Genomic DNA, 19,286 nt, shown 5'->3' on the forward strand with positions numbered 1-19,286 from the left:
CCGCCAATCACAGGTGATGCCCGCTCAATCACGGGTGATGCCTCTTGCCGCACGGTCAAGAAACGCGGGTGAAGGTGACGGGGACCTTGGGTGGGCCGCTGCCGTCGCCGATGCCGGGCTTGGCCGGGTCGGTTCCGGCGCGGGCGACGCGGTCCAGGACGTCGAGGCCCGGGTCGTCGATGCTGCCGAAGACCGTGTACTCCGGCGGGATCGTGATCTCGCCGAAGACCAGGAAGAACTGGGAACCACCGGAGTCCGGGGCCTGCGTCTTCGCCATCGCGAGGACGCCGCGGCCGTACGTCAGCCCGGGGAACAGCTCGTCGCGGATCGTGTAGCCCGGGCCGCCGGTGCCGTCGCCGGTCGGGTCGCCGCACTGGAGCATCTGCAGTCCGGTGCTCACCGACAGCCGGTGGCACGACGTGCCGTCGTAGAACCCTTGCCGGGCCAGGCTCAGGAAGTTGACCACGGTGCACGGCGCCAAGGCGCGGTCCAGGGTGAGCCCGATGTCGCCCGCGGTCGTCGCCAGCCGGACGTCGACGGTCCCCTTCGACGGCGCCGGGCCGTCCGGCGGCAGCGCGACCTTCTTCGGGGCCGGCGAGGTCGGGTCCGGAGTGAACGCGCAGGTCACCGGGTCGGCCAGCGGCTTCGCCCGCTTCGGCATCGGCGCCCGGCCGCCGGGGATCGCGGCCGGCGTGCCGGACACGGTCGTCCGCGGGGACGAAGACGTCGTCGCGGTCCAGATCACGCCGCCTGCCTCACCGTCCGGCTTGCGCAGGAACCCGGGGTAGCCCCAGGCCAGGAACACCAGCGCCATCACCACGACGACCAGGACCGAGCCGGTGACCAGCGCGATCGCCGTGGTCGACGACTGCTTCGGCTGCGGCCACGGCGAATACGGCCCCGGTCTGCCGCCCGGCTCGCTCATCCACGCTCCCCTTCGTCGGAGAGCACCTTACTGCGTCAGGACCGGGCGAACACGCCGATCACGGCAGTCCCCACGGCGCGCTCGCCCCGCCCGGCGCGACCGGCCGGACGCCGAAGTCCGGCCGATCCCCCTTCCGGTGGACGAACGCGTCTTCGCCGCACCCGAGCTCGACCTGGACGTCGCCGTTCGCCAGCCGCCGCCAGCGCCGGGCCCGGCCTCGCGCGTCCGTCACCGCCAGCTCGCCGTCGATGCCCGGCCGCAGCACGCAGGGGGCCCCGGCCTCGCTGCGCACCTTCAGCCAGCGCGTCTTCCCGCCGGCACGGGACGCGCTGAGCAGGAACGCGCCTTCGGTGCGGAAGTCCCGCAAGGCGACGTCGCCCCAGGCCGCCGGCACCGCCGGGAACAGCCGGATCACCCCGCCCCAGCTCTGCACCAGCATGTCCTGCAGGGACTTCGCCGCCGACAGCGGCGTCTCGATGACCGGGCCGGACTCCTTGTACATCGTGTTCGGCTGGATGTACCGCCGCTGCAGCTCGCCGAGGTAGAACGCGGCCTGCTCGCCGCGCAGCATCTGCGCCGAGATCGAGGCCGCCCCGGTGAAGGTGTAGCCCTGCAACGCGCCTTCGAAGCCGACCCAGTGGTTCAGCGACGTCTCGATGATCGCCCGGTGCTCCGGCTGCTCCCACGTGACGTCGTAAAGCGGGTAGATCTGCAGCAGGTGCGAGTAGTGCCGGTGCGACTTCGCGAACGGCACGCCGGCGCCGATCATGTAGCCGTTGACGTCGGCCGGGTAGTCCACCAGCGTCGCCAGGACGTTCCGCCAGCGAGACGCCAGCGGGTCGCCGGGCGCGTGCTGCAGCAGCGTCTTGCAGCCCCAGCGGATCAGCGAGAGGTCGTAGGTGCAGTCCGGGGCGTTGACGCCGTACTCCGGCGAGAACGTCGGCGGCAGGTGCAGCTTCCCGTCCGGCCCCGGCGCGAGGAAGTGCAGGTAGTAGTTGATCGCCTTGCGCAGCAACGGAACCAGCGTGTTCCGCAGCAGCGCGGGGTCCATCGTGTGCCGGTAGGACAGCCACACGTTGTGCAGCGCCCAGGTCAGGTTGCCGACTTCCGGTGTCGGCGTGTCCTGCCCCGGGATCCCGACCGGGAAGCCGCTCGTGGCGTTCGAGACGCCGTTGAGCAGCGTCATGTCCGTCGTCCGGGGAATACCGGCGGAGTCGGCCTGGTACGGGGACGCGACCTGCGAAGCCAGGTTGGCCCGGTACTTGTCCAACGCGTGGCTGACGGCGTCCAGCTCCAGGTGGTTCGAGCCGTGGATCAGCCAGTACTCGAGCTGGACGTTGAGGTTCCACCAGGTCGCCGGCCACGGCGTGTTCTCCAGCCACGGCCCGGACGTCGCCATCACCGGCGCCTCGCGCCGCGCCGCCGAGGCGACCTTGTACAGCTGGATCCAGTAGAAGCTCTGGAGCCGGGTGTCCGGAATGGACAGGAAGCTCTGCCGGTAGTAGCCGTGCCACCAGCGCCGGTGATCCTGCGTGAGCGCGGCGAACTCCCTCGTCCGGACCGTACCCAGCGCCCGCGCCACCGACGTCTTCTCCGGGTGCGACCAGGCCACGGACGTGTACAGCGTCCGCGTGCCGCCGCGTGCGACTTCCCGCCACGCCGTGACGTGCTCGCCGCCGGCCAGCAGCGGCTGGACGGCCAGCTGCGTGTCACCGCTCGCCGACAGCTGTACCGGCGGGTTCGCGGTGTACCCGGCGGGCGGCGGCTTGTTCCACACCGGGTCGGCTCGCGGGCTGACCGCGACCGCCGGGTGGAACACCCACTCGAACCCGCGTTCCCCTTCGGACGGCCGGATTTCGACGGCGAGCAACGACTGTCCGGTGTGGACGATCGCGCGCAGGCTCAGGCTTCCCGCCGCTGTCGTGATCGTGCCGGTCAGCTCGGCGTTCCACAGGTCCAGCCGCCAGTCGACCGCGGTGATCGCGCCGACCGGTTCGAGCGTGAAGTACCCGATCGGCAGCCGGGCCAGGCCGAACAGCGAGCCGAACTCCGGCCGGTGGTCCTGGACCTGGCTGTGCTGGACGTTGAACCGGATCGCATTCCGCCCGGGCTCGGCGTAGATCCCGGAGCCGAGGAACCCGTTGCCCAGGAACGGGCCCTCGTACCACGTCTTCGGCAGCCGCCGCCAGACCAGGTCCGCGGTGCCCAGGAACCCGGCCCAGCCGAAGTCGTCGCTGCCCGCTTCGGCGGACGCGGGGCTCAAGCCGACGGTGGCCAGCCCGGCGAGCGCCCCGCCGAGCACGGTTCTGCGAGTGATGTCCATTCCGGCCTCCTTGTCGAAAGCGGAGTTCAGCTCGGCAGGCCCCACGCCGGGGCGGGACCCAGTGCGGGGACGTCCCGTGGCGCGAAGTCCGCCCGGCCACCCCGCGGGGTGACGACGGCGGTGCCGCCGCGCCGCAGCCCGATGGCGATCCGCCCGGGCCCGGCCGCCCGCCACGGCAGCCGGCGGCCGTGCTCGTCGCGGACGTCGACGTCCCCGGCGACGCCGTGCTGGAGCACCAGGGGTTCGCCGGCTTCGCTGCGCACGCGGACGAATTCAGTCCGGCCGTCGCGGCGGGAGGCGTCCACGAGGAACGCCCCTTCCGCGCGCAGCCCGGCGATCGAGGCGTCCCGCCAGGTCGCCGAGACCGACGGGAAGACCTTGAGCACCCCGCCGGAGCCCTGCATGAGCATGTCCACCACGGACTGTGCCGCGGTGATCGGGCTCTCGATGGCGAAGTTGGAGCCCTCGCGGTACATCGTGTTCGCGGTCAGCTCGGTGTCGGCCACGACGTTCCGGTCGAGGAAGAACTTCAGGTACCGCAACGCTTCTTCGGGCGCGTCCATCACCGAGCTCATCGACGACGCGGCCGCGTAGCTGTAGCCGTGCCACGCCGTCTGGTCGGCGGCCCAGTGGGTGAAGGTGCGCGTCATGATGTCCCGGTCGCCCGGGGAGTCCCAGACCTTTTCGCGCAGCGGGTACAGCCAGAGCAGGTGCGAGAAGTGCCGGTGCGACGCGGCCAGCGGAACGCCGTCACCGATCAGGACTCCGGCAGCTGGGTCCTCGTGGTAGGGAACGAGTTTCGCGCCGATTTCCCGCCAGATCGGCACGCGCGGTTCGTCGAGGCGGAGAATCCGGGCGGAGTCGACGAGCGTGCGGGCCGCCCACCGGATCAGCGACAGGTCGTAGGTGCAGTCCGGCGCGTCGGCGTACTCCGGCGACCGGGTCAGCGGCAGGTGCAGGGCCCCGTCCGGGCCGGTGAACAGGAAGTGGCGGTAGAAGTTCAGCGCCTTGGCCAGTGTCGGGTAGAGGACGTCGCGGAGCACGCGCTTGTCCATGTGGTGGCGGTAGGCCAGCCAGACGTTGTGCAGGCCCCACAGCAGGTTCCCGGTCTGGTCGGTCTTGGACGTCGTCCCGGGGACGCCCACCGAGCGCGTGCCACCGGGGCGCAGCCGCCAATCGCCCGGGTGCGAAAGGGCGTAGGTGTCGCCGTCGCGGTACGCGGGCGGGACGGACACCTCGAGATTCGCGTGGTCGCGCCGGAAGGTCTCGGTGACGGCGTCGAGCTCGGGGTGGTTGGTGCTGTTGACGATCGGGTAGGTGACCTGGACGTTGAGGTTCCACCAGACGGCGGTCCAGCTGTTGCCGACCTCGGGGAACCACGGCCCCCACTCGGACACGACCGGCCCCTCCGCGCGGGTGGCGGCGGCGATCTTGTACAGCTGGATCCAGTAGAAGCGCTGCACCTGCTTGTCGGGCACCGAGACGAAGCTGCGCCGGTGGTAGTCGTTCCACCAGCGGCGGTGCCGGGCGAGCAGGGCGTCCGGACGGGCGGCAAGCGCTTTCCGCACGGCTTCTTTCGCCTCGGCGGTGTGCGTGGTGCCCGGGAAGCTGTATGCGACCGTGGCGGCGAACAGCCGTCTCGTGCCGATGACGCGTTCCTGCCACGCCGTGGTGTACCCGCCACCGGCGAGCAGGGGCTGGGCGCAGTAGCCGTCGGCCTGCTCGGGCGCCGGGTTGGCGACGTACTCGGGCGGCTTGCGGACGGTCCGGGTGGTGGCGGATTCGAGGGGCTGGAACGCCCAGGCGGCTTTCGCTTCTCCCGCGCTCGGCGTCAGGGAGACGAGCAGCACGCCGAGGTCGTTGTGCACGACGGCGGAGAAGGCGACCGAACCCTGCGTGGTGGTGATGGTGCCGCCGAGCTCGGCGTTGTAGAGGTCGAGGGTCCAGTCGACGGCGGTGATCGCGCCGGCCAGGGTGAGTGTGAGGTAGCCGATCGGCAGGCGGGAGAGTCCGATGCCGGCTTCCCACTGGATGCGCTGGTCCTGCACCTGGGTGTGGCTCAGCATGAACTTGAGGGTTTCCGGCGTCTTCCCGGCGTAGACCTGGACGCCGAGGTAGCCGTTGGCGAGGAACGGGCCTTCCCGCCAGTTCTTCGGCAGCCGCCGCCAGAGCATCCGCGCATCGCCGGCGACATCCCGGTACGGGTCGGCTTTCGCGAGCGCGGGCGGGGCGGCCTGGGACCACAAACCCCCGAAGGCGGCGGCCCCGGTCAGGACCGAGGCAGCGCGGAGCACCGTCCGCCGGGACACTGCGTCCATGAAGCATCCTCCGAATTCATACTACGTTTCGGCGAGATCATGCGGCGGCGTCCGGTCATACTTGCAGAGGGCAGCCCAAAATGCCAGGGATGTTCACCCGGAAAGCGGCAGAGACATCCGATGAATCAGGGAAGTGGCGGCAGCGCCGGCGTGTGCAGCCAGCGGGTGAAGAACGCCCCCAGCGGCCGCCCGGCCTGCGCCTCCGCCGCGGCCACGAACGCCTCCGTGGTGACCAGCCCGTGCCGGTACTCCGCCGCCCACGACTTCAGCAGTGCGAAGAACGCCGGGTCCCCCAGCTCCGCCCGCAGCGCGTGCAGCGTCAACCCGCCGCGCTTGTAGACGCGCTCGTCGAACATCCGGGCCACCCCGGGGTCGGCGATCCGGACGTCCGCCGGCTTGGCCTTGACGCGGGCGTACCAGCTCGCGGCCAGCGCCGCGGCGGACGGCCCGCCGATCTCCTCGGACCACAGCCACTCCGCGTACGTCGCGAAGCCCTCGTTCAGCCAGATGTGGCGCCAGTCCGCCACCGTCAGGCTGTTGCCGAACCACTGGTGGGCCAGCTCGTGCAGCACGAGCCGCTCGTGGGTGCGGCGGCCGTCGACGTGGTTGGCGCCGAAGATCGCCATCCCCTGGGCCTCGATCGGGTCGTCGAGGTCGTCGTCGGTGATCACGATGACGTACTCGGCGAACGGGTACGGGCCGAACAGCCGCTGCAGGAACTCCATCATCCGGCCCTGCCGCCCGAAGTCGCGCTCGAACGCGCGCCGCAGCCGCGGAGGTACCGCCGCGTGCTGCGGGACCGTCGGGGTGACCGACTCGACGCCGCCGCGGCCGAAGCCGAGGCTCAGGAGGCGTCCGGCCGCCCCCGCGGGTGATCCCCAGCCGCGGCCGGTCAGCTCGACGTCGTCGTAGCGGCCGATCTGGACGCTCATCAGGTACGTCGCCGTCGGCTCCGGCCGCTCGAAGACCCAGCGGGTCGTGCTCGCCGACGTCGAGCGCTCGACCAGGGTTCCGGTGACCGCGACCAGGTACGGCGACGCCGTCGTCACGCTCACCCGGTACGCCGCCTTGTCCGCCGGGTGGTCGTTGCACGGGAACCACGACGGCGCCCCGACCGGCTGGCTCGCCACCAGCGCGCCGTCGGTCAGCTCGTCCCAGCCGACGTCACCCCAGCGGCTGCCCACCGGGCGCGGGTTGCCGACGTAGTGGACCTCGACCGTGAACACCGCGCCCGCCGGGATCGGCTTCGCCGGCTTGACGTGCAGCTTCACGCCGCGCTTGAGGTACTTCGCGGCCTTCCCGTCGACCAGCACCCGGTTGATCCGGAACTCGCCGAAGTCGAGGCTGACGCGGGACAGCGCCTGCGTCGCCTCCGCGGTGATCACCGCCGACGCCGAAAGCCGGTTCGGTGCGACCTTGTAGTCGAGGGTCAGGTCGTAGTGCCGGGTCCGGTAGCCGCCGTTGCCGTGCGCGGGCAGGTACGGGTCGCCGGAGGTGTCCGCGCCGGGAGCGGGAGCCTTCGAAATCACCCGTGGCGAACCTTTCGTCGTGCGTGCTGGAACCAGGCTCGCACGAACGGGTGAGTCCGGCGCGCCTGGCCCTGCTTTCGTTACTTACCCGGCCAGGCCGAGATCGGGTTGCCGAGCCAGCGGGTGTCGGCCGGCACCTCGTCGCCGCGGGTCACCAGCGAACCCGGGCCGACCGTGGTGCGCGCGCCGATGCCCGCGCCCGGCAGCACGATGCCGTGCGGGCCGAGCGTCGCGCCCTCGCCGAGGGTCACCCGGGACATGCTCATGATCCGGTCGTGGAACAGGTGCGTCTGCACGACGCAGCCGCGGTTGATCGTCGCGCCGTCGCCCAGCGACACCAGGTCCGCCTCCGGCAGCCAGTACGTCTCCAGCCAGACGCCGCGGCCGATCTTGACGCCCATCGTGCGCAGCCACGCGGTCAGCAGGGGCGTGCCGCCGACCGAGCCGATCAGCCACGGCACCGCGAGGGCCTCGACGAACGTGTCGGCCAGCTCGTTGCGCCAGACGAAGGAGCTCCACAGCGGGTGGTCGACTTCGCGGAACTTGCCGACCAGCAGCCACTTCATCGCCGTCGCCGTCAGCGCCGCGACGATCCCGGCGGCCAGCAGCGCGGGTCCGGCCAGCAGCGCGGCGACGCCGAAGCCGAACGCCGACGCCGTCCACAGCAGGCCGAAGGCGACCACGACGGTCAGCGCGACGCCGCACATCACCGGGATGATCCGGCACAGCTCGACCAGTGCCCGCGCCGCCTTGAGGTGCAGCGCCGGGGTGTAGGTGCGGCTCGTGTCGGCCTCGCCGACCGCGCGGCGGACCGGCAGCGGCGGCATGCCGAGGTACGACGAGCCCTTCTTCGCCTTCAGCGGCGTCGAGGACAGCACGCCGACCAGGCCGCGCTTCGGCACCGAACGGCCGGGCGCGGTCATCCCCGAGTTGCCGAGGAAGGCCTGCTTGCCGATCCGCGCCGGGGCGACGTGCAGCCAGCCGTGGCCGAGTTCGTAGGTGGCGACCATCGTGTCGTCGGCGAGGAACGCGCCGCTGTCGACCTTGGTCATCTTCGGCAGCGCCAGCACCGTCGACGCCTCGACGTTGCGGCCCACCTTCGCGCCGAGCAGCCGCAGCCACACCGGCGTGAACAGGCTGGCGTACAACGGGAACAGGCCTTCGCGGGCCATGCTCATCAGGCGCTCGGTGGCCCAGACCTGCCAGGCGACGCGGCCGTGCACCGGGTGGTAGCCCTCGACCATGCCGATGCTCAGCGTCCGGACGCCGACGAGCACGAGCAGCATGTACGCCAGGAAGTACGCGGCCGTCGCGACCGGGACGAAGATCATCGCGCGGGTGAAGGCGTCGAGCAGCGTCGGGGCGCCGGAAATCGCGTAGCCGAGCACCGCCACACCGGCCAGCGCCGCGATGCCGGGCAGGAAGCCGAGGAGCAGCGAGGTCGCGCCGTAGACAGCGGCCCAGAAGTGCGACCGCGGCGGGCGGCTCGACGGCCACTTCAGCGCGTCCCGCTCGTCCTTGCCGACGCGGGTGGCGGGCGAACCGGCCCAGCGCTGCCCGGCCGGGACGGCGCCGCGGACGGTCGAGCCCGCCGCGATCTCCGCGCCCTTGCCGATGCGGACACCCGGGAACAGCGTGCTGCGCGCGCCGACGCGGGCTTCGGCGCCCACGCGGACCTTGCCGATGTGCACGACGTCGCCGTCGACCCAGTGGCCGGACAGGTCGACCTCGGGCTCGATCGCGGCGCCGCGGCCCAGCTTGAGGAAGCCGGTGACCGGCGGCGGCGAGTGCAGGTCGACGTCCTTGCCGATCCGCGCGCCGAGCGCCTTCGCGTACGTCGTCATCCAGGACGCGCCGGCGACGCTGTCCGCGCCGCTGAACTCGGCGAGCTTCTCGGCCGTCCACAGGCGCAAGTGGACACTCCCGCCGCGCGGGTACGTGCCGGGGCGGACGCCGGACAGCAGCACGCGCGCGCCACCGGCGGCGATCGCGATCCGGCCCGCCGGGCTGAACAGCACCAGCCAGGCCAGGCCGACCCACGCCCAGCTCAGCGTCGGCGCCCAGGCGAACCCGAGCAGGGCCAGGACGTTCGACAGCGCGGCGGCGAGCGTCGCCCAGCGCAGGCCGACCAGGCCCATCAGCGGGACCATCAGCAGCGTCTGGACGACACCGGCGCGGCGTTTGGTCGGCGCGATGTCCCGGCGTTCGGTGGCCTGGCCGCTCAGCGCGTCCAGCATCGCGGCGAGTGCGCCCAGCTTGGGGTGGGCGTAGATGTCGGCGACCGACACCTGCGGGTGCCGGGTGCGGATGCGGGCGACCACCTGCGCGGCGGTCAGGCTGCCGCCGCCGTGGGTGAAGAAGTCGGCCTTCGGGCTGTCGACCGAGACGCCGAGGATTTCGGCCCAGCCTTCGGCGAGCCACGTCTCGGTCGGGGTCAGCCCGGAAGCCTCCACTGTGGACAGCGGCCACGGGAGGGCGTTGCGGTCGACCTTGCCGGACGTCCGCGTCGGCAGGTCGTCGACGACGGCCAGCAGCGGCACCAGCGCGGCGGGCAGCTGCTCACGCAGGCGGGTCGCGGCCTGGTCGTGGTCGAACTCCGCGTCGCCGGGGACGACGTACCCGACGAGGACCTGGTTGCCGGCCTTGGTGCGGCGGATCGCGGCGGCCGCGCCCTGCACACCCGGCAGCGCCTGCAGCGCGGCGTCGACCTCGCCCAGCTCGATGCGGCGGCCGCCGAGCTTGACCTGCTCGTCGAGGCGGCCGAGGAACAGCAGGCCCGCTTCTTCCGCGCGGACCATGTCGCCGGAGCGGTAGGCGCGCTGCCAGCCCAGCGACGGCAGCGGCGCGAACTTCTCGGCGTCCTTGGCTTCGTCGAGGTAGCGGGCCAGGCCGACACCGCCGATGACGAGCTCGCCGGTCTCGCCCATGGCGACCGGCTTCCCCTCGTCGTTGACGACGGCGAGCTGCCAGCCGGCGAGCGGGAGGCCGATGCGGACCGGGCCGTCGCCGGTCAGCTGCGCGGCGCAGGCGACGACGGTGGCCTCGGTCGGGCCGTAGGTGTTCCAGACTTCGCGGCCTTCGACGGCGACGCGCTCGGCCAGCTCCGGCGGGCAGGCCTCGCCGCCGAAGATGAGCAGGCGGACGTCTTCGAGCGCGTCGGCGGGCCACAGCGCGGCCAGCGTCGGCACGGTGGACACGACGGTGATGCGCTGCGCGACCAGCCACGGGCCGAGGTCGACGCCGGTGCGGACCAGCGCGCGGGGCGCCGGGACCAGGCAGGCGCCGTGGCGCCAGGCCAGCCACATCTCTTCGCAGGAGGCGTCGAAGGCGACGCTCAGGCCGGCCAGGACGCGGTCGCCGGGACCGATCGGCTCGTCGGTGAGGAAGAGCTCGGCCTCGGCGTCGACGAAGGCGGCGGCACTCGCGTGGGTGACCGCGACACCCTTGGGCTTGCCGGTGGAACCGGAGGTGAAGATGATCCACGCGTCGTCGGCCGGGCTGGGGACGCCGTCACGGCCGCCGGGCGTCGAGTGGACCTCGATCTTGCCGTCGGTGGCGACGGCGGCGACCTGCGCCTCCTCGAAGACCAGCTCGGCGCGCTCGTCGGGGTCGTCGGCGTCGACCGGCACGTAGGCGGCGCCGACGGACAGGGTGGCGAGGATGGCGATGTACAGCTCGGCGGTGCCGGAGGAGATCCGGATGCCGACGCGGTCGCCGAGGCCCACGCCGTAGCTCTTGAGGCGGCGGCCGTAACCGTCGATCTCGTCGAGGAGCCGCCGGTAGGTCAGGGTGGTGGTGCCGTCGTCGATCGCGGCCGCGTTGGGGTGCCGTTCGGCGGTGGCGGCCAGGACGTCGAGGAGGGTGCGCTCGCCGGCCGCGAGACCGGACCAGAACAGGGCGCGGTCGGCGACCGGCGCGAGCGTGACCTCGGGGGTGGATCCGGTGGGTTCGATCGTGACGGTCATCGGCCGCTCACCTCGACCGTGCCGCGGACGTGCCGGGACGAACCATGGGCGCGCAAGCCCACCACTCACCTTTCGGGAGCCTCAACCGGGCTTGCTCTCCGGTTGAGGCGCCCGCAACGACCTTCCACCATACCCGCGGATCACCGAAAGATATCCACAGGGTCACGCTCGCGTGTCGGACCTCACGCCCGGTGACGCCTACCGCTTGCGCGCGGCCTTTCCGCCGACCTTCGGCTTCGCCTTCTTTTCGCGAACCCGGACGTTCACCCGGACGGGGCTGCCGGTGAAGCCGAACTGCTCGCGGAACTTGCGCTCGATGAACCGGCGGTAGCCCGCCTCGAGGAAGCCGGTCGTGAACAGCACCAGCGTCGGCGGGCGGATGCCGGCCTGGGTCGCGAACAGCACCTTCGGCTGCTTGCCCGAGCGGACCGGCGGCGGCGTCGCGGCGATCAGGTCGGACAGCCACGCGTTGAGCTGGCCGGTCGGTACCCGCTGGTCCCACGACTTCAGCGCGGTCCGCAGCGCCGGTGCCAGCTTGCGCACCGAACGGCCGGTCAGCGCCGAGATGTTGACCTTCTCCGCCCACGGCACGCGGACGAGGCCGCGGTCGAGCTCGCGGACCATCGCGTGCCGGCGGTCCTCGTCGACCAGGTCCCACTTGTTGAACGCCAGCACGCAGGCGCGGCCGGCCTCGACGACCATGGTCAGCACCCGCAGGTCCTGTTCGGACATCGGCTCGGCCGCGTCCAGCAGCACGATCGCGACCTCGGCCGCGTCGATGGCGGTCTTGGTGCGCAGCGACGCGTAGTACTCGGCGCCCGCCGCGAAGTTGACGCGCTTGCGCAGGCCCGCCGTGTCCACGAACCGCCAGGTCTCGCCGTCCAGCTCGACCAGCGAGTCGACCGGGTCGACTGTGGTGCCCGCGACCGAGTCGACGACCGAGCGCTCCTCGCCGGACAGCTTGTTGAGCAGGCTCGACTTGCCGACGTTCGGCTTGCCGACCAGCGCGACGCGCCGCGGCCCCGACGTCGCGCCGCCGCCCTCGCGCGGCGCCTCGGGCAGGGCCTTGAGGATGGCGTCGAGCAGGTCGCCGGAGCTGCGGCCGTGCAGCGCGCTGACCGGGTGCGGCTCGCCGAGGCCGAGCGACCACAGCGACGCGGTGTCCGCGAGCAGCCGGTCGTCGTCGACCTTGTTCGCGGCCAGCAGGACCGGCTTCTTCGAGCGGCGCAGGACCTTGGAGACGGCCTCGTCGGTCGCGGTCGCGCCGACCGTGGCGTCGATGACCAGCAGGATGGCGTCCGCGGTCTGCATGGCCAGCTCGGCCTGGGCGGCGACGGAGGCCTGCAGCCCGGTCGCGTCCGGCTCCCAGCCGCCGGTGTCGACCAGGGTGAACCGGCGCCCGCCCCAGTAGGCGTCGTAGGCGACGCGGTCGCGGGTCACGCCGGGGACGTCCTGCACGACGGCTTCGCGCCGGCCGAGGATGCGGTTGACCAGCGTCGACTTGCCCACGTTGGGCCGGCCGACGACGGCGAGCACCGGTTGCCCGAGCGCGGCCTCCTCGGCCGCTTCCGCCGCCTCGATCTGCGCGTCGAGCGCGGCGAATTCGGTCTCGTCGGACCAGGTGCCGTCGACTTCGCCGACGCTTTCGTACTCTTCCATTGGAACCTGATTTCCCTTATACCGCGCCGAATCCGTGTTCGGCGCGCCAGTCGTCCAAAGTCTTCACGAGCGCCGCGAGCTCACCGCGCAGCTCTTCGGTGCCCTGGTCGAGCCCGGTCTTCCCGGGACCGACCTTCGGCGTGAACGGCTCGCCCACGAGGATGTCCACCCGCGGCCGGAACCGTCGCTTGCCGTCGGCCGGCTTGAGCGTGCCCCGCGTCGCGACCGGGAGCACGGTCGCGCCGGAGGCCCGGACCAGCCAGGCCGCGCCGCGTTCGGCCGCGCCGACGTCCCCGGTACCGCGGGTGCCTTCGGGGAAGATCCCGACGACACCGCCGTCTTTCAGGACGCCGACCGCGGTCAGCAGCGGCTTGCGGTCGATCTCGCCGCGCTTGAGCGGGATCTGCCCGATCGCCAGCATGAACTTGCCGACGATCCCGCCGAACATCTCGGCCTTGACCAGGAACGCCGAACGCCGCGGAAGCATTCCGAAGATCAGCTGCGGCTCGATCATGGAACTGTGGTTGGCGATCACGAGCAGCGGCCCGGTGGCGGGGACGCGCTCGCGGCCGTGCACCCGGATGCGGAACGCCGAGCGCAGATAGTACCGGGCGAAGACCCGCCCGGCGTCGTGGAGCCTGCCGACGGATCCCTGCGGGAGTCCGTCAGCGGTCATCGCGCTACCTCGGCGTTGCACCCCGCCAGCAGGCCGCGGTGGCTGGCCAGCTCGCTGAGGGCGACGATCACCTGGTCGATCGACAGCTCGGAGGTGTCGACGGGCACGGCGTCGTCGGCCGCGCGCAGCGGCGAAGCGGCCCGGGTCGAGTCGAGGTGGTCGCGGCGCTCGACCGAAGCCAGCGCGTCGGCGACCGACGACTGCCGCCCGGCCGCGGTGTCCTGGGTGCTGCGGCGCGACGCGCGGACGTCGGCCGACGCGGTCAGGAAGACCTTCAGCGGCGAGTCCGGCGCGACGACGGTGCCGATGTCCCGGCCCTCGACGACGATCCCGCCGCGGTGGGAGACGACGTCGTCGATGATCTGCCGCTGCCGCGCGACCAGCAGCTCGCGCACGTGCGGCACGGCCGAGACGGGCGAAACCGCCTTGGTGACCTCGGGCCCGCGGATGTCGGCGGCGACGTCTTCGCCGGCCAGCCGGATCTCGGGCCGCTCAGGGCTGGTGCCGATGGTGAACTCGGCCCGGTCGGCGACCGCGGCGACGGCGCCGGCATCGGCCGGGTCGACGCCGGCGCGCAGCACGGCGAGGGTGACCATCCGGTACATGGCACCGGTGTCGAGGTAGCCGGCGCCGAGGCGCTGGGCGAGCTTGCGGGCGACGGTGGTCTTCCCGGTCCCCGACGGGCCGTCCAGCGCGACCACACCTCGTAGGGCTCCCGTCACCGGCACTCTCCTCGCGTTCTCGTCTCGTCCTGGCCGGTCTCCATTCTGCCGGTCGGGGTACGGAGGAGATCAGTCGCCCCGCGCGCCGAAGCGCGCCACCACGAGCGCGAGGCGCTCGTCACGGTGCTCCGGCGACAGCCGATGGCCCCGGTCCAGCGTCACCAGCCCGTGCAACGTGCTCCAGAACACCTCGGTCAACGCGCCCGCGTCCTGCTCCCCCGCCGCCGGCTCGACGACCGCGAGGAGCTCCGCGAAGCACGCCTTCATCACCTCCGGGGTGTCGTCCTCGGCGAACCGCAGTTCCGAGGCGTGCGTGAACATCGCGTCGTAGAGGCCCGGTTTCGCCGCGGCGAAGGCCACATACGCCGCCGCCACCCCGCCGAGGCCGCCGGGGCGGGCCGCCACCAGCGTCGCCGCCAGTTCGGCGAAGCCCTCCAGCGCGGCCGCCGCCATGATCGCGTCCTTGCCGTCGGGGAAGTGGCTGTACAGCACCGGCTGGCTGTACTCGATCAGCGCGGCCAGCCGCCGGGTGGTGACCGCGTCCCAGCCTTCCGCCTCGGCGAGCTCCCGGGCCGCGGTGACGATCCGCCGCGCTCGCTCGGTCCGGTCGCGCACACGCCGTTGTCGCTGGGTCATGGTCGGATGCTAGCACTGCTAGACAAACTAGCGGTGCTAAGTTAGCGTTGCTAGCAATCCTAGCGATGCTAGAAAACTGGAGGGAACACCATGCTCGTCACCGGCTACGTCCTCACCGCGATCGTCGCGCTCGGGATCATCTACATCGGCCTCAACTACCTCTTCGCGCCGGCGAAGATCGCCGCGGGCTTCGGCTTCACCGAGGTCCCCGGAAACGCCGACACGTTTCTGAACGTCAAGGGCGGCCGTGACATCGGCGCCGGCCTGGTCCCGCTGGCCCTGATGATCTACGGCGACCCGCACGCGCTGGGCTGGCTCATGCTCGCCGCGGCCGCCTGGCCCTTCTTCGACATGCTGATCGTCCTGCGCCACCGGGGGAAGAAGGCCATCGCGTTCGGCGTCCACGGCCTGACCGCCGCCGTGATGGTCGCCGCCGCGCTGCTGCTCCTGCTCGGCTGAACACCGCGAAACGGGCACCTGGGTTACGGTGGTTGGGTGAACGTCGAAGTAACTCCTCTGCCCGGCATCGGGGTCCGCAAGGACTTCGCCACCCGTACCGGCCGCCGCATCGGCGTCGTCACCCAGCGGGACGGCCACATCGAGCTGATCGTGTCCAAATCGGACGATCCCGATGCCTGCGCCGCCTCGATCCCGCTCACCGCGGACGAGGCCGGCGCGCTGGCCAACCTGCTCGGCGCGCCGCAGCTGGTCGCGCAGCTGACCGAGGAGCACCGCGACCTGCCGGGCATCAGCACGCGGCAGCTGCCGATCAAGCCGTCCGGCCCGTTCGACGGCCGGACGCTCGGCGACACCGCGATGCGCACCCGCACCGGCGTTTCGGTGGTCGCGGTGGCGCGGGCCGGCCAGGTGCACCCGTCGCCGACGCCGGACTTCACGTTCACCGGCGGCGATCTGCTGGTCGCGGTCGGCACGGGCGAGGGCCTCGAAGCCGCCGCCAAGATCCTCAAGTACGGCTGAGCGGCCGATGGACCACACCGCGCTGTCCTTGATCGAATTGGGGGCGGTCTTCTTCGGGCTGGGCGTGCTCGGGCGCCTGGCAGGCAAGATCGGCCTCTCCCCCATCCCGCTCTACCTGCTCGGCGGCCTCTGCTTCGGCCAGGGCGGGCTGATCCCGCTGGCCGACATCGGCGGCTTCACCCACCTGGCCGGCGAAATCGGCGTCGTGCTGCTGCTGTTGCTGCTCGGCCTCGAGTACTCCGCGGCCGAGCTGTTCACCGGGCTGCGCCGCTCGTGGACGGCGGGCCTGCTCGACATCGTCCTCAACGCGGCCCCCGGCGCCGCCGTCGCGCTGCTGCTGGGCTGGGGCCCGGTCGGCGCGATGGTGATGGCGGGCGTCACGTACATCTCGTCGTCCGGCATCGTCGCCAAGGTGCTCGGCGACCTCGGCCGGCTCGGCAACCGCGAAACGCCGGTGGTGCTGTCGATCCTCGTGTTCGAGGACCTCGCGATGGCGCTCTACCTGCCGATCCTGACCGCGGTGCTGGGTGGTGTCTCCCTGCTCGGCGGCCTGGAGGCTGTCGGCATCTCGCTGCTGGTGATCACCGTGGTCCTGGTGGTCGCGCTGAAGTTCGGCCGGTACGTCTCCGCGGCGGTCGACAGCCCGGACCGCGAGGTGTTCCTGCTCAAGGTCCTCGGCGCGGCACTGCTGGTGGCCGGGCTGGCCTCGGCGATGCAGGTGTCGGCCGCGGTCGGCGCGTTCCTGCTCGGCATCGCGATCTCGGGCTCCACGGCGGAGAACGCGACGCACATGCTGGAGCCGCTGCGTGACCTGTTCGCCGCGGTGTTCTTCGTGGTCTTCGGGCTCAACACGAACCCGGCGTCGATCCCGCCGGTCCTCGGCTGGGCGATCGTGCTGGCGGTGGTGACGACCGCGACGAAGGTCGCCACGGGCTGGTGGGCGGCCCGCCGTCAGGGCATCGGGAAGATGGGGCGGGCCCGTGCGGGTGCGGCGCTGGTCGCCCGGGGCGAGTTCTCGATCGTCATCGCCGGGCTGGCGGTGGCGGCGGGCGCGGTCACCGGCGAGCTGGCAGCCCTGGCCACGGCGTACGTCCTGCTGATGGCGATCCTTGGCCCGACGGCGGCCCGCGTCGTCGAGCCGATCGCCCGTGCGCTGCAGCGGAAAGCGGCCGCGCGGACGGCACCGGCCGAAGCTCAGAACACGTAGGTGCAGCCCGTCGCGACCAGGGGCGTCCCGCTGTAGGAGTAAGTGCTGCAGGTCGCGGTGACGTTGGTGTAGACGGCGTTCGTCGGGAACTGGTGGTAGACGGCGTTCAGCCGGGCGATCGTGAAGACGTAGGGCGCCCCGGCGTCGGCGAACCCGGCGCACGACGTGCCGAGGTTGACCGTCGGCGACGGGTAGGGAACCGAGCTGGTCCGGACGGAGACACCGGACGCGCAGGCGGTCGTGGTGGCGGCCTGCGCGACGGCGGGGACGACGACCAGCGCGGAGGCGGCGGTCACGGCGGCCAGGATCGCGCTCAGCTTCCGCATCGGCACGGCGGCTCCTCGGTCGGGTGCGGGTTTTCCGAGCCTATCGCCGGAAGGTCCGGGGACAAGCGACCTTCCGGCGGGGCCCGGCTGGGCCGTCCGGCTACCTCACCGCAGGTCCGCCCGGCCCGCCGACGGCACGAACGCACCCGTGCCGAGGGCCGGGTGGGTCGTCGCCGCCGGGACCACACCCGCCACCGGCACCGAAGCCGATGTCCGGGCCAGGTCCAGCGTCACCCGGCCCGGCTGGGCCGGTCCGCGGATGAAGCTGCCGTCCGTGCCGCCGATGATCAACGCCAACGCGTGACCGCGGGGCACGATGTGGTCCGTCGACGCCAGGCGGAACGTCATCGTGTACGCCGTTCCCGGGGTCAGTGGCCGCTCCTGCGAAAGCGACGCGTAGTTCGCCAGGTCCGCCCAGCCGCGGCTGAGGATCGTGTAGCTCACCTTCTTCACGTCCGCCGTCGCCACGCGATAACAAGCGTCGTCCCCCGCGGAAGACGAGCCCCAGCACGTCTCCGCCGTGCCCGTCCTGATCCCCTCGCCGCTCCCCGCGAAGTTGCGGATCGTCGCCGGGCCGAGGTCCACCAGCAGGGCCGACACCCGCGCCGACGTCGTGCTCGGCGTCGCCGTCACGGTGACCGACGAGGTCCCCGAGATCTGCAGGTCCGAGGGCAAGGCGCCGGTCGAGTAGGTCAAGGCCGCGCTGCCCGGGTTCGTCACCCAGGCGTCCTCGCCCAGGCCGGGGTTGTCGGTGAAGGACGCCGTCCCGGACGCCGGAGAGGTGCCCAGCGTGCCGGACGGCCCCGGCCGCAGCGTCGTGGCCAGTGCGTTCGCCGCCGGGTACGCGCTCTGGTCCACCCACTGGTCCGGCTGCCGCTCGACGCTGGCCTGCGGGCCGTTCTGGACGCCGTTGTCGATGCCCAGCAGGTAGTGGTCGAACCACCGGTGCAGCAGGTCGACCCAGTCCGCCCGCCGGTAGTCGAACGGGTCGACGTGCCCGGTCTGGGCCAGCCAGATCTTCTTCTCGACGTTCAGCGCGGCCCACCACTGTCCGAAGTGGATGGTCTTGACGTTCAGGTCGTTGACGCCGTGGGACAGCAGCACACTGGCCCGCACGTTGCCCGCCCGCCGGACGTAGTCGCGGTCCGCCCAGAGCGGCCCGTAGTCGCCGTTCGCGGTGGCGCCGGAGGCCAGGACCTGGTTCTGCGCCGAGCAGTTCTGCCCGCTGTTGCGCGCTTCGACCGTGCGCGCGAGCCCGTCCGGGTTGAAGCCGAAGGTCGCGCCGTCCGAGCGGTAGTAGTCGTACCAGGAGCTGATCGCCGCGATCGGGACGATCGTCTTCAGCCCGGCGACACCGGTCGCCGCGACGCCGTTGGCGATCGTGCCGTCGTAGGACTTGCCGATCATCCCGACGTTGCCGGTGCTCCAGCCCGCCGACACCGCGCTGCCGCCGGTCTTGGCGCTGTAGCCGGTCACCCGGCCGTTCAGCCAGTCGACGACCTTGCGCGCGGAGTCGACGTCCGAAGCGCCACCGACGTCCGCGCAGCCGGCCGAGCGGTTCGTCCCGGCCAGGTCGACCAGCACCACGGCGTAGCCGCGCGGCACGAAGTAGTTGTCGTAGAACAGCGGGAACTTCACCGGCTTCCCGGCGCTGTCGTAGGACTTCAGTTCGCTCTCGTTGCCGCGCCCGCAGCACGAGTAGTACGGACTGGCGTCCATGATCACCGGAACGGGTGAAGTGGCTTCGCCCGGCCGGATGATGTCCGCGGCCACGCGATCGGACCGGCCGTCCCCGTCGCCGTCACGGCCGATGTCGACCCAGACGGTCTCGCGGATCGCCTTCGCGTAGTCGTGGATCGGCTCGCTGACCCGGGGCGCCGCGTGGGCCACCCCGGGGGCGAACGTCGGAAGGAGGATGAGCGCGAGCAGTACCAGACCGGTTCGCATACCCCTCACGCTGGCAGCAGCGGCGCGGGCGCACCACGGCGGAAAGTCGGGACTGTGACAACCGGGGCTTCGCCC

Annotated in this window: 14 protein-coding genes; 3 read left to right on the forward strand and 11 right to left on the reverse strand. The window is 72.0% G+C overall.

The window, feature by feature from the left end:
- Nucleotides 1–55: 55 nt before the first annotated feature.
- The 9 genes from I4Q55_RS43960 to I4Q55_RS44000 form a co-directional block, all read right to left on the reverse strand.
- Nucleotides 56–925, reverse strand: coding sequence for a peptidylprolyl isomerase (locus tag I4Q55_RS43960; RefSeq protein WP_206796699.1), 870 nt, complete (start codon nt 923–925; stop codon nt 56–58).
- A gap of 58 nt (nt 926–983) precedes the next feature.
- The gene (locus I4Q55_RS43965; protein ID WP_206796700.1) at nt 984–3,248 is read right to left on the reverse strand and encodes a Tat pathway signal sequence domain protein; all 2,265 of its coding nucleotides are present in this window, start codon (nt 3,246–3,248) and stop codon (nt 984–986) included.
- Between the two features lie 26 nt (nt 3,249–3,274).
- Nucleotides 3,275–5,566 carry a glycoside hydrolase family 95-like protein gene (locus I4Q55_RS43970; protein WP_206796701.1) on the reverse strand — a complete coding sequence of 764 codons (2,292 nt, stop codon included), beginning with the start codon at nt 5,564–5,566 and terminating at the stop codon, nt 3,275–3,277.
- 125 nt (nt 5,567–5,691) lie between these two features.
- Nucleotides 5,692–7,095 (reverse strand): M1 family metallopeptidase, encoded by a 1,404-nt coding sequence (locus tag I4Q55_RS43975; protein ID WP_206796702.1) that lies wholly within the window; start codon nt 7,093–7,095, stop codon nt 5,692–5,694.
- Nucleotides 7,096–7,175: 80 nt separating this feature from the next.
- Complete coding sequence (locus I4Q55_RS43980; RefSeq protein ID WP_206796703.1) at nt 7,176–11,060, reverse strand: Pls/PosA family non-ribosomal peptide synthetase; 3,885 nt, start codon at nt 11,058–11,060, stop codon at nt 7,176–7,178.
- Nucleotides 11,061–11,258: 198 nt separating this feature from the next.
- Nucleotides 11,259–12,719: a ribosome biogenesis GTPase Der gene (gene der / locus I4Q55_RS43985; RefSeq protein WP_206796704.1), complete on the reverse strand. Its 1,461-nt coding sequence runs from the start codon at nt 12,717–12,719 to the stop codon at nt 11,259–11,261.
- A gap of 16 nt (nt 12,720–12,735) precedes the next feature.
- Nucleotides 12,736–13,395 carry a 1-acyl-sn-glycerol-3-phosphate acyltransferase gene (locus I4Q55_RS43990; RefSeq protein WP_206796705.1) on the reverse strand — a complete coding sequence of 220 codons (660 nt, stop codon included), beginning with the start codon at nt 13,393–13,395 and terminating at the stop codon, nt 12,736–12,738.
- Nucleotides 13,392–14,096 carry a (d)CMP kinase gene (cmk, locus tag I4Q55_RS43995; RefSeq protein ID WP_206796745.1) on the reverse strand — a complete coding sequence of 235 codons (705 nt, stop codon included), beginning with the start codon at nt 14,094–14,096 and terminating at the stop codon, nt 13,392–13,394. The genes I4Q55_RS43990 and cmk overlap by 4 nt, the downstream gene beginning before the upstream one ends.
- A 90-nt stretch (nt 14,097–14,186) precedes the next feature.
- Entirely contained in the window at nt 14,187–14,732 is a 546-nt protein-coding gene (locus I4Q55_RS44000; protein WP_206796746.1) for a TetR/AcrR family transcriptional regulator, read from the reverse strand.
- Nucleotides 14,733–14,843: 111 nt separating this feature from the next.
- On the opposite strand from I4Q55_RS44000, the gene I4Q55_RS44005 reads away from it, so the two are divergent.
- Genes I4Q55_RS44005 through I4Q55_RS44015 form a run of 3 tightly spaced genes read left to right on the forward strand, consistent with a single transcriptional unit; the run spans nt 14,844 to nt 16,938 of the window.
- The gene (locus I4Q55_RS44005; RefSeq protein WP_206796706.1) at nt 14,844–15,212 is read left to right on the forward strand and encodes a DUF4267 domain-containing protein; all 369 of its coding nucleotides are present in this window, start codon (nt 14,844–14,846) and stop codon (nt 15,210–15,212) included.
- Nucleotides 15,213–15,248: 36 nt separating this feature from the next.
- Nucleotides 15,249–15,731: a cation:proton antiporter regulatory subunit gene (locus I4Q55_RS44010; RefSeq protein WP_206796708.1), complete on the forward strand. Its 483-nt coding sequence runs from the start codon at nt 15,249–15,251 to the stop codon at nt 15,729–15,731.
- A gap of 7 nt (nt 15,732–15,738) precedes the next feature.
- Complete coding sequence (locus I4Q55_RS44015) at nt 15,739–16,938, forward strand: cation:proton antiporter (RefSeq protein WP_206796709.1); 1,200 nt, start codon at nt 15,739–15,741, stop codon at nt 16,936–16,938.
- Here I4Q55_RS44015 and I4Q55_RS44020 read toward each other — a convergent pair.
- Nucleotides 16,926–17,270 carry a hypothetical protein gene (locus I4Q55_RS44020; RefSeq protein ID WP_206796710.1) on the reverse strand — a complete coding sequence of 115 codons (345 nt, stop codon included), beginning with the start codon at nt 17,268–17,270 and terminating at the stop codon, nt 16,926–16,928. The two genes, I4Q55_RS44015 and I4Q55_RS44020, sit on opposite strands and share 13 nt — an antisense overlap.
- 99 nt (nt 17,271–17,369) lie before the next feature.
- Nucleotides 17,370–19,211 (reverse strand): Xaa-Pro dipeptidyl-peptidase, encoded by a 1,842-nt coding sequence (locus I4Q55_RS44025; protein ID WP_206796711.1) that lies wholly within the window; start codon nt 19,209–19,211, stop codon nt 17,370–17,372.
- Nucleotides 19,212–19,286 lie beyond the last annotated feature (75 nt).

Source organism: Amycolatopsis sp. MtRt-6, from assembly GCF_017308975.1.
Lineage (GTDB): Bacteria > Actinomycetota > Actinomycetes > Mycobacteriales > Pseudonocardiaceae > Amycolatopsis.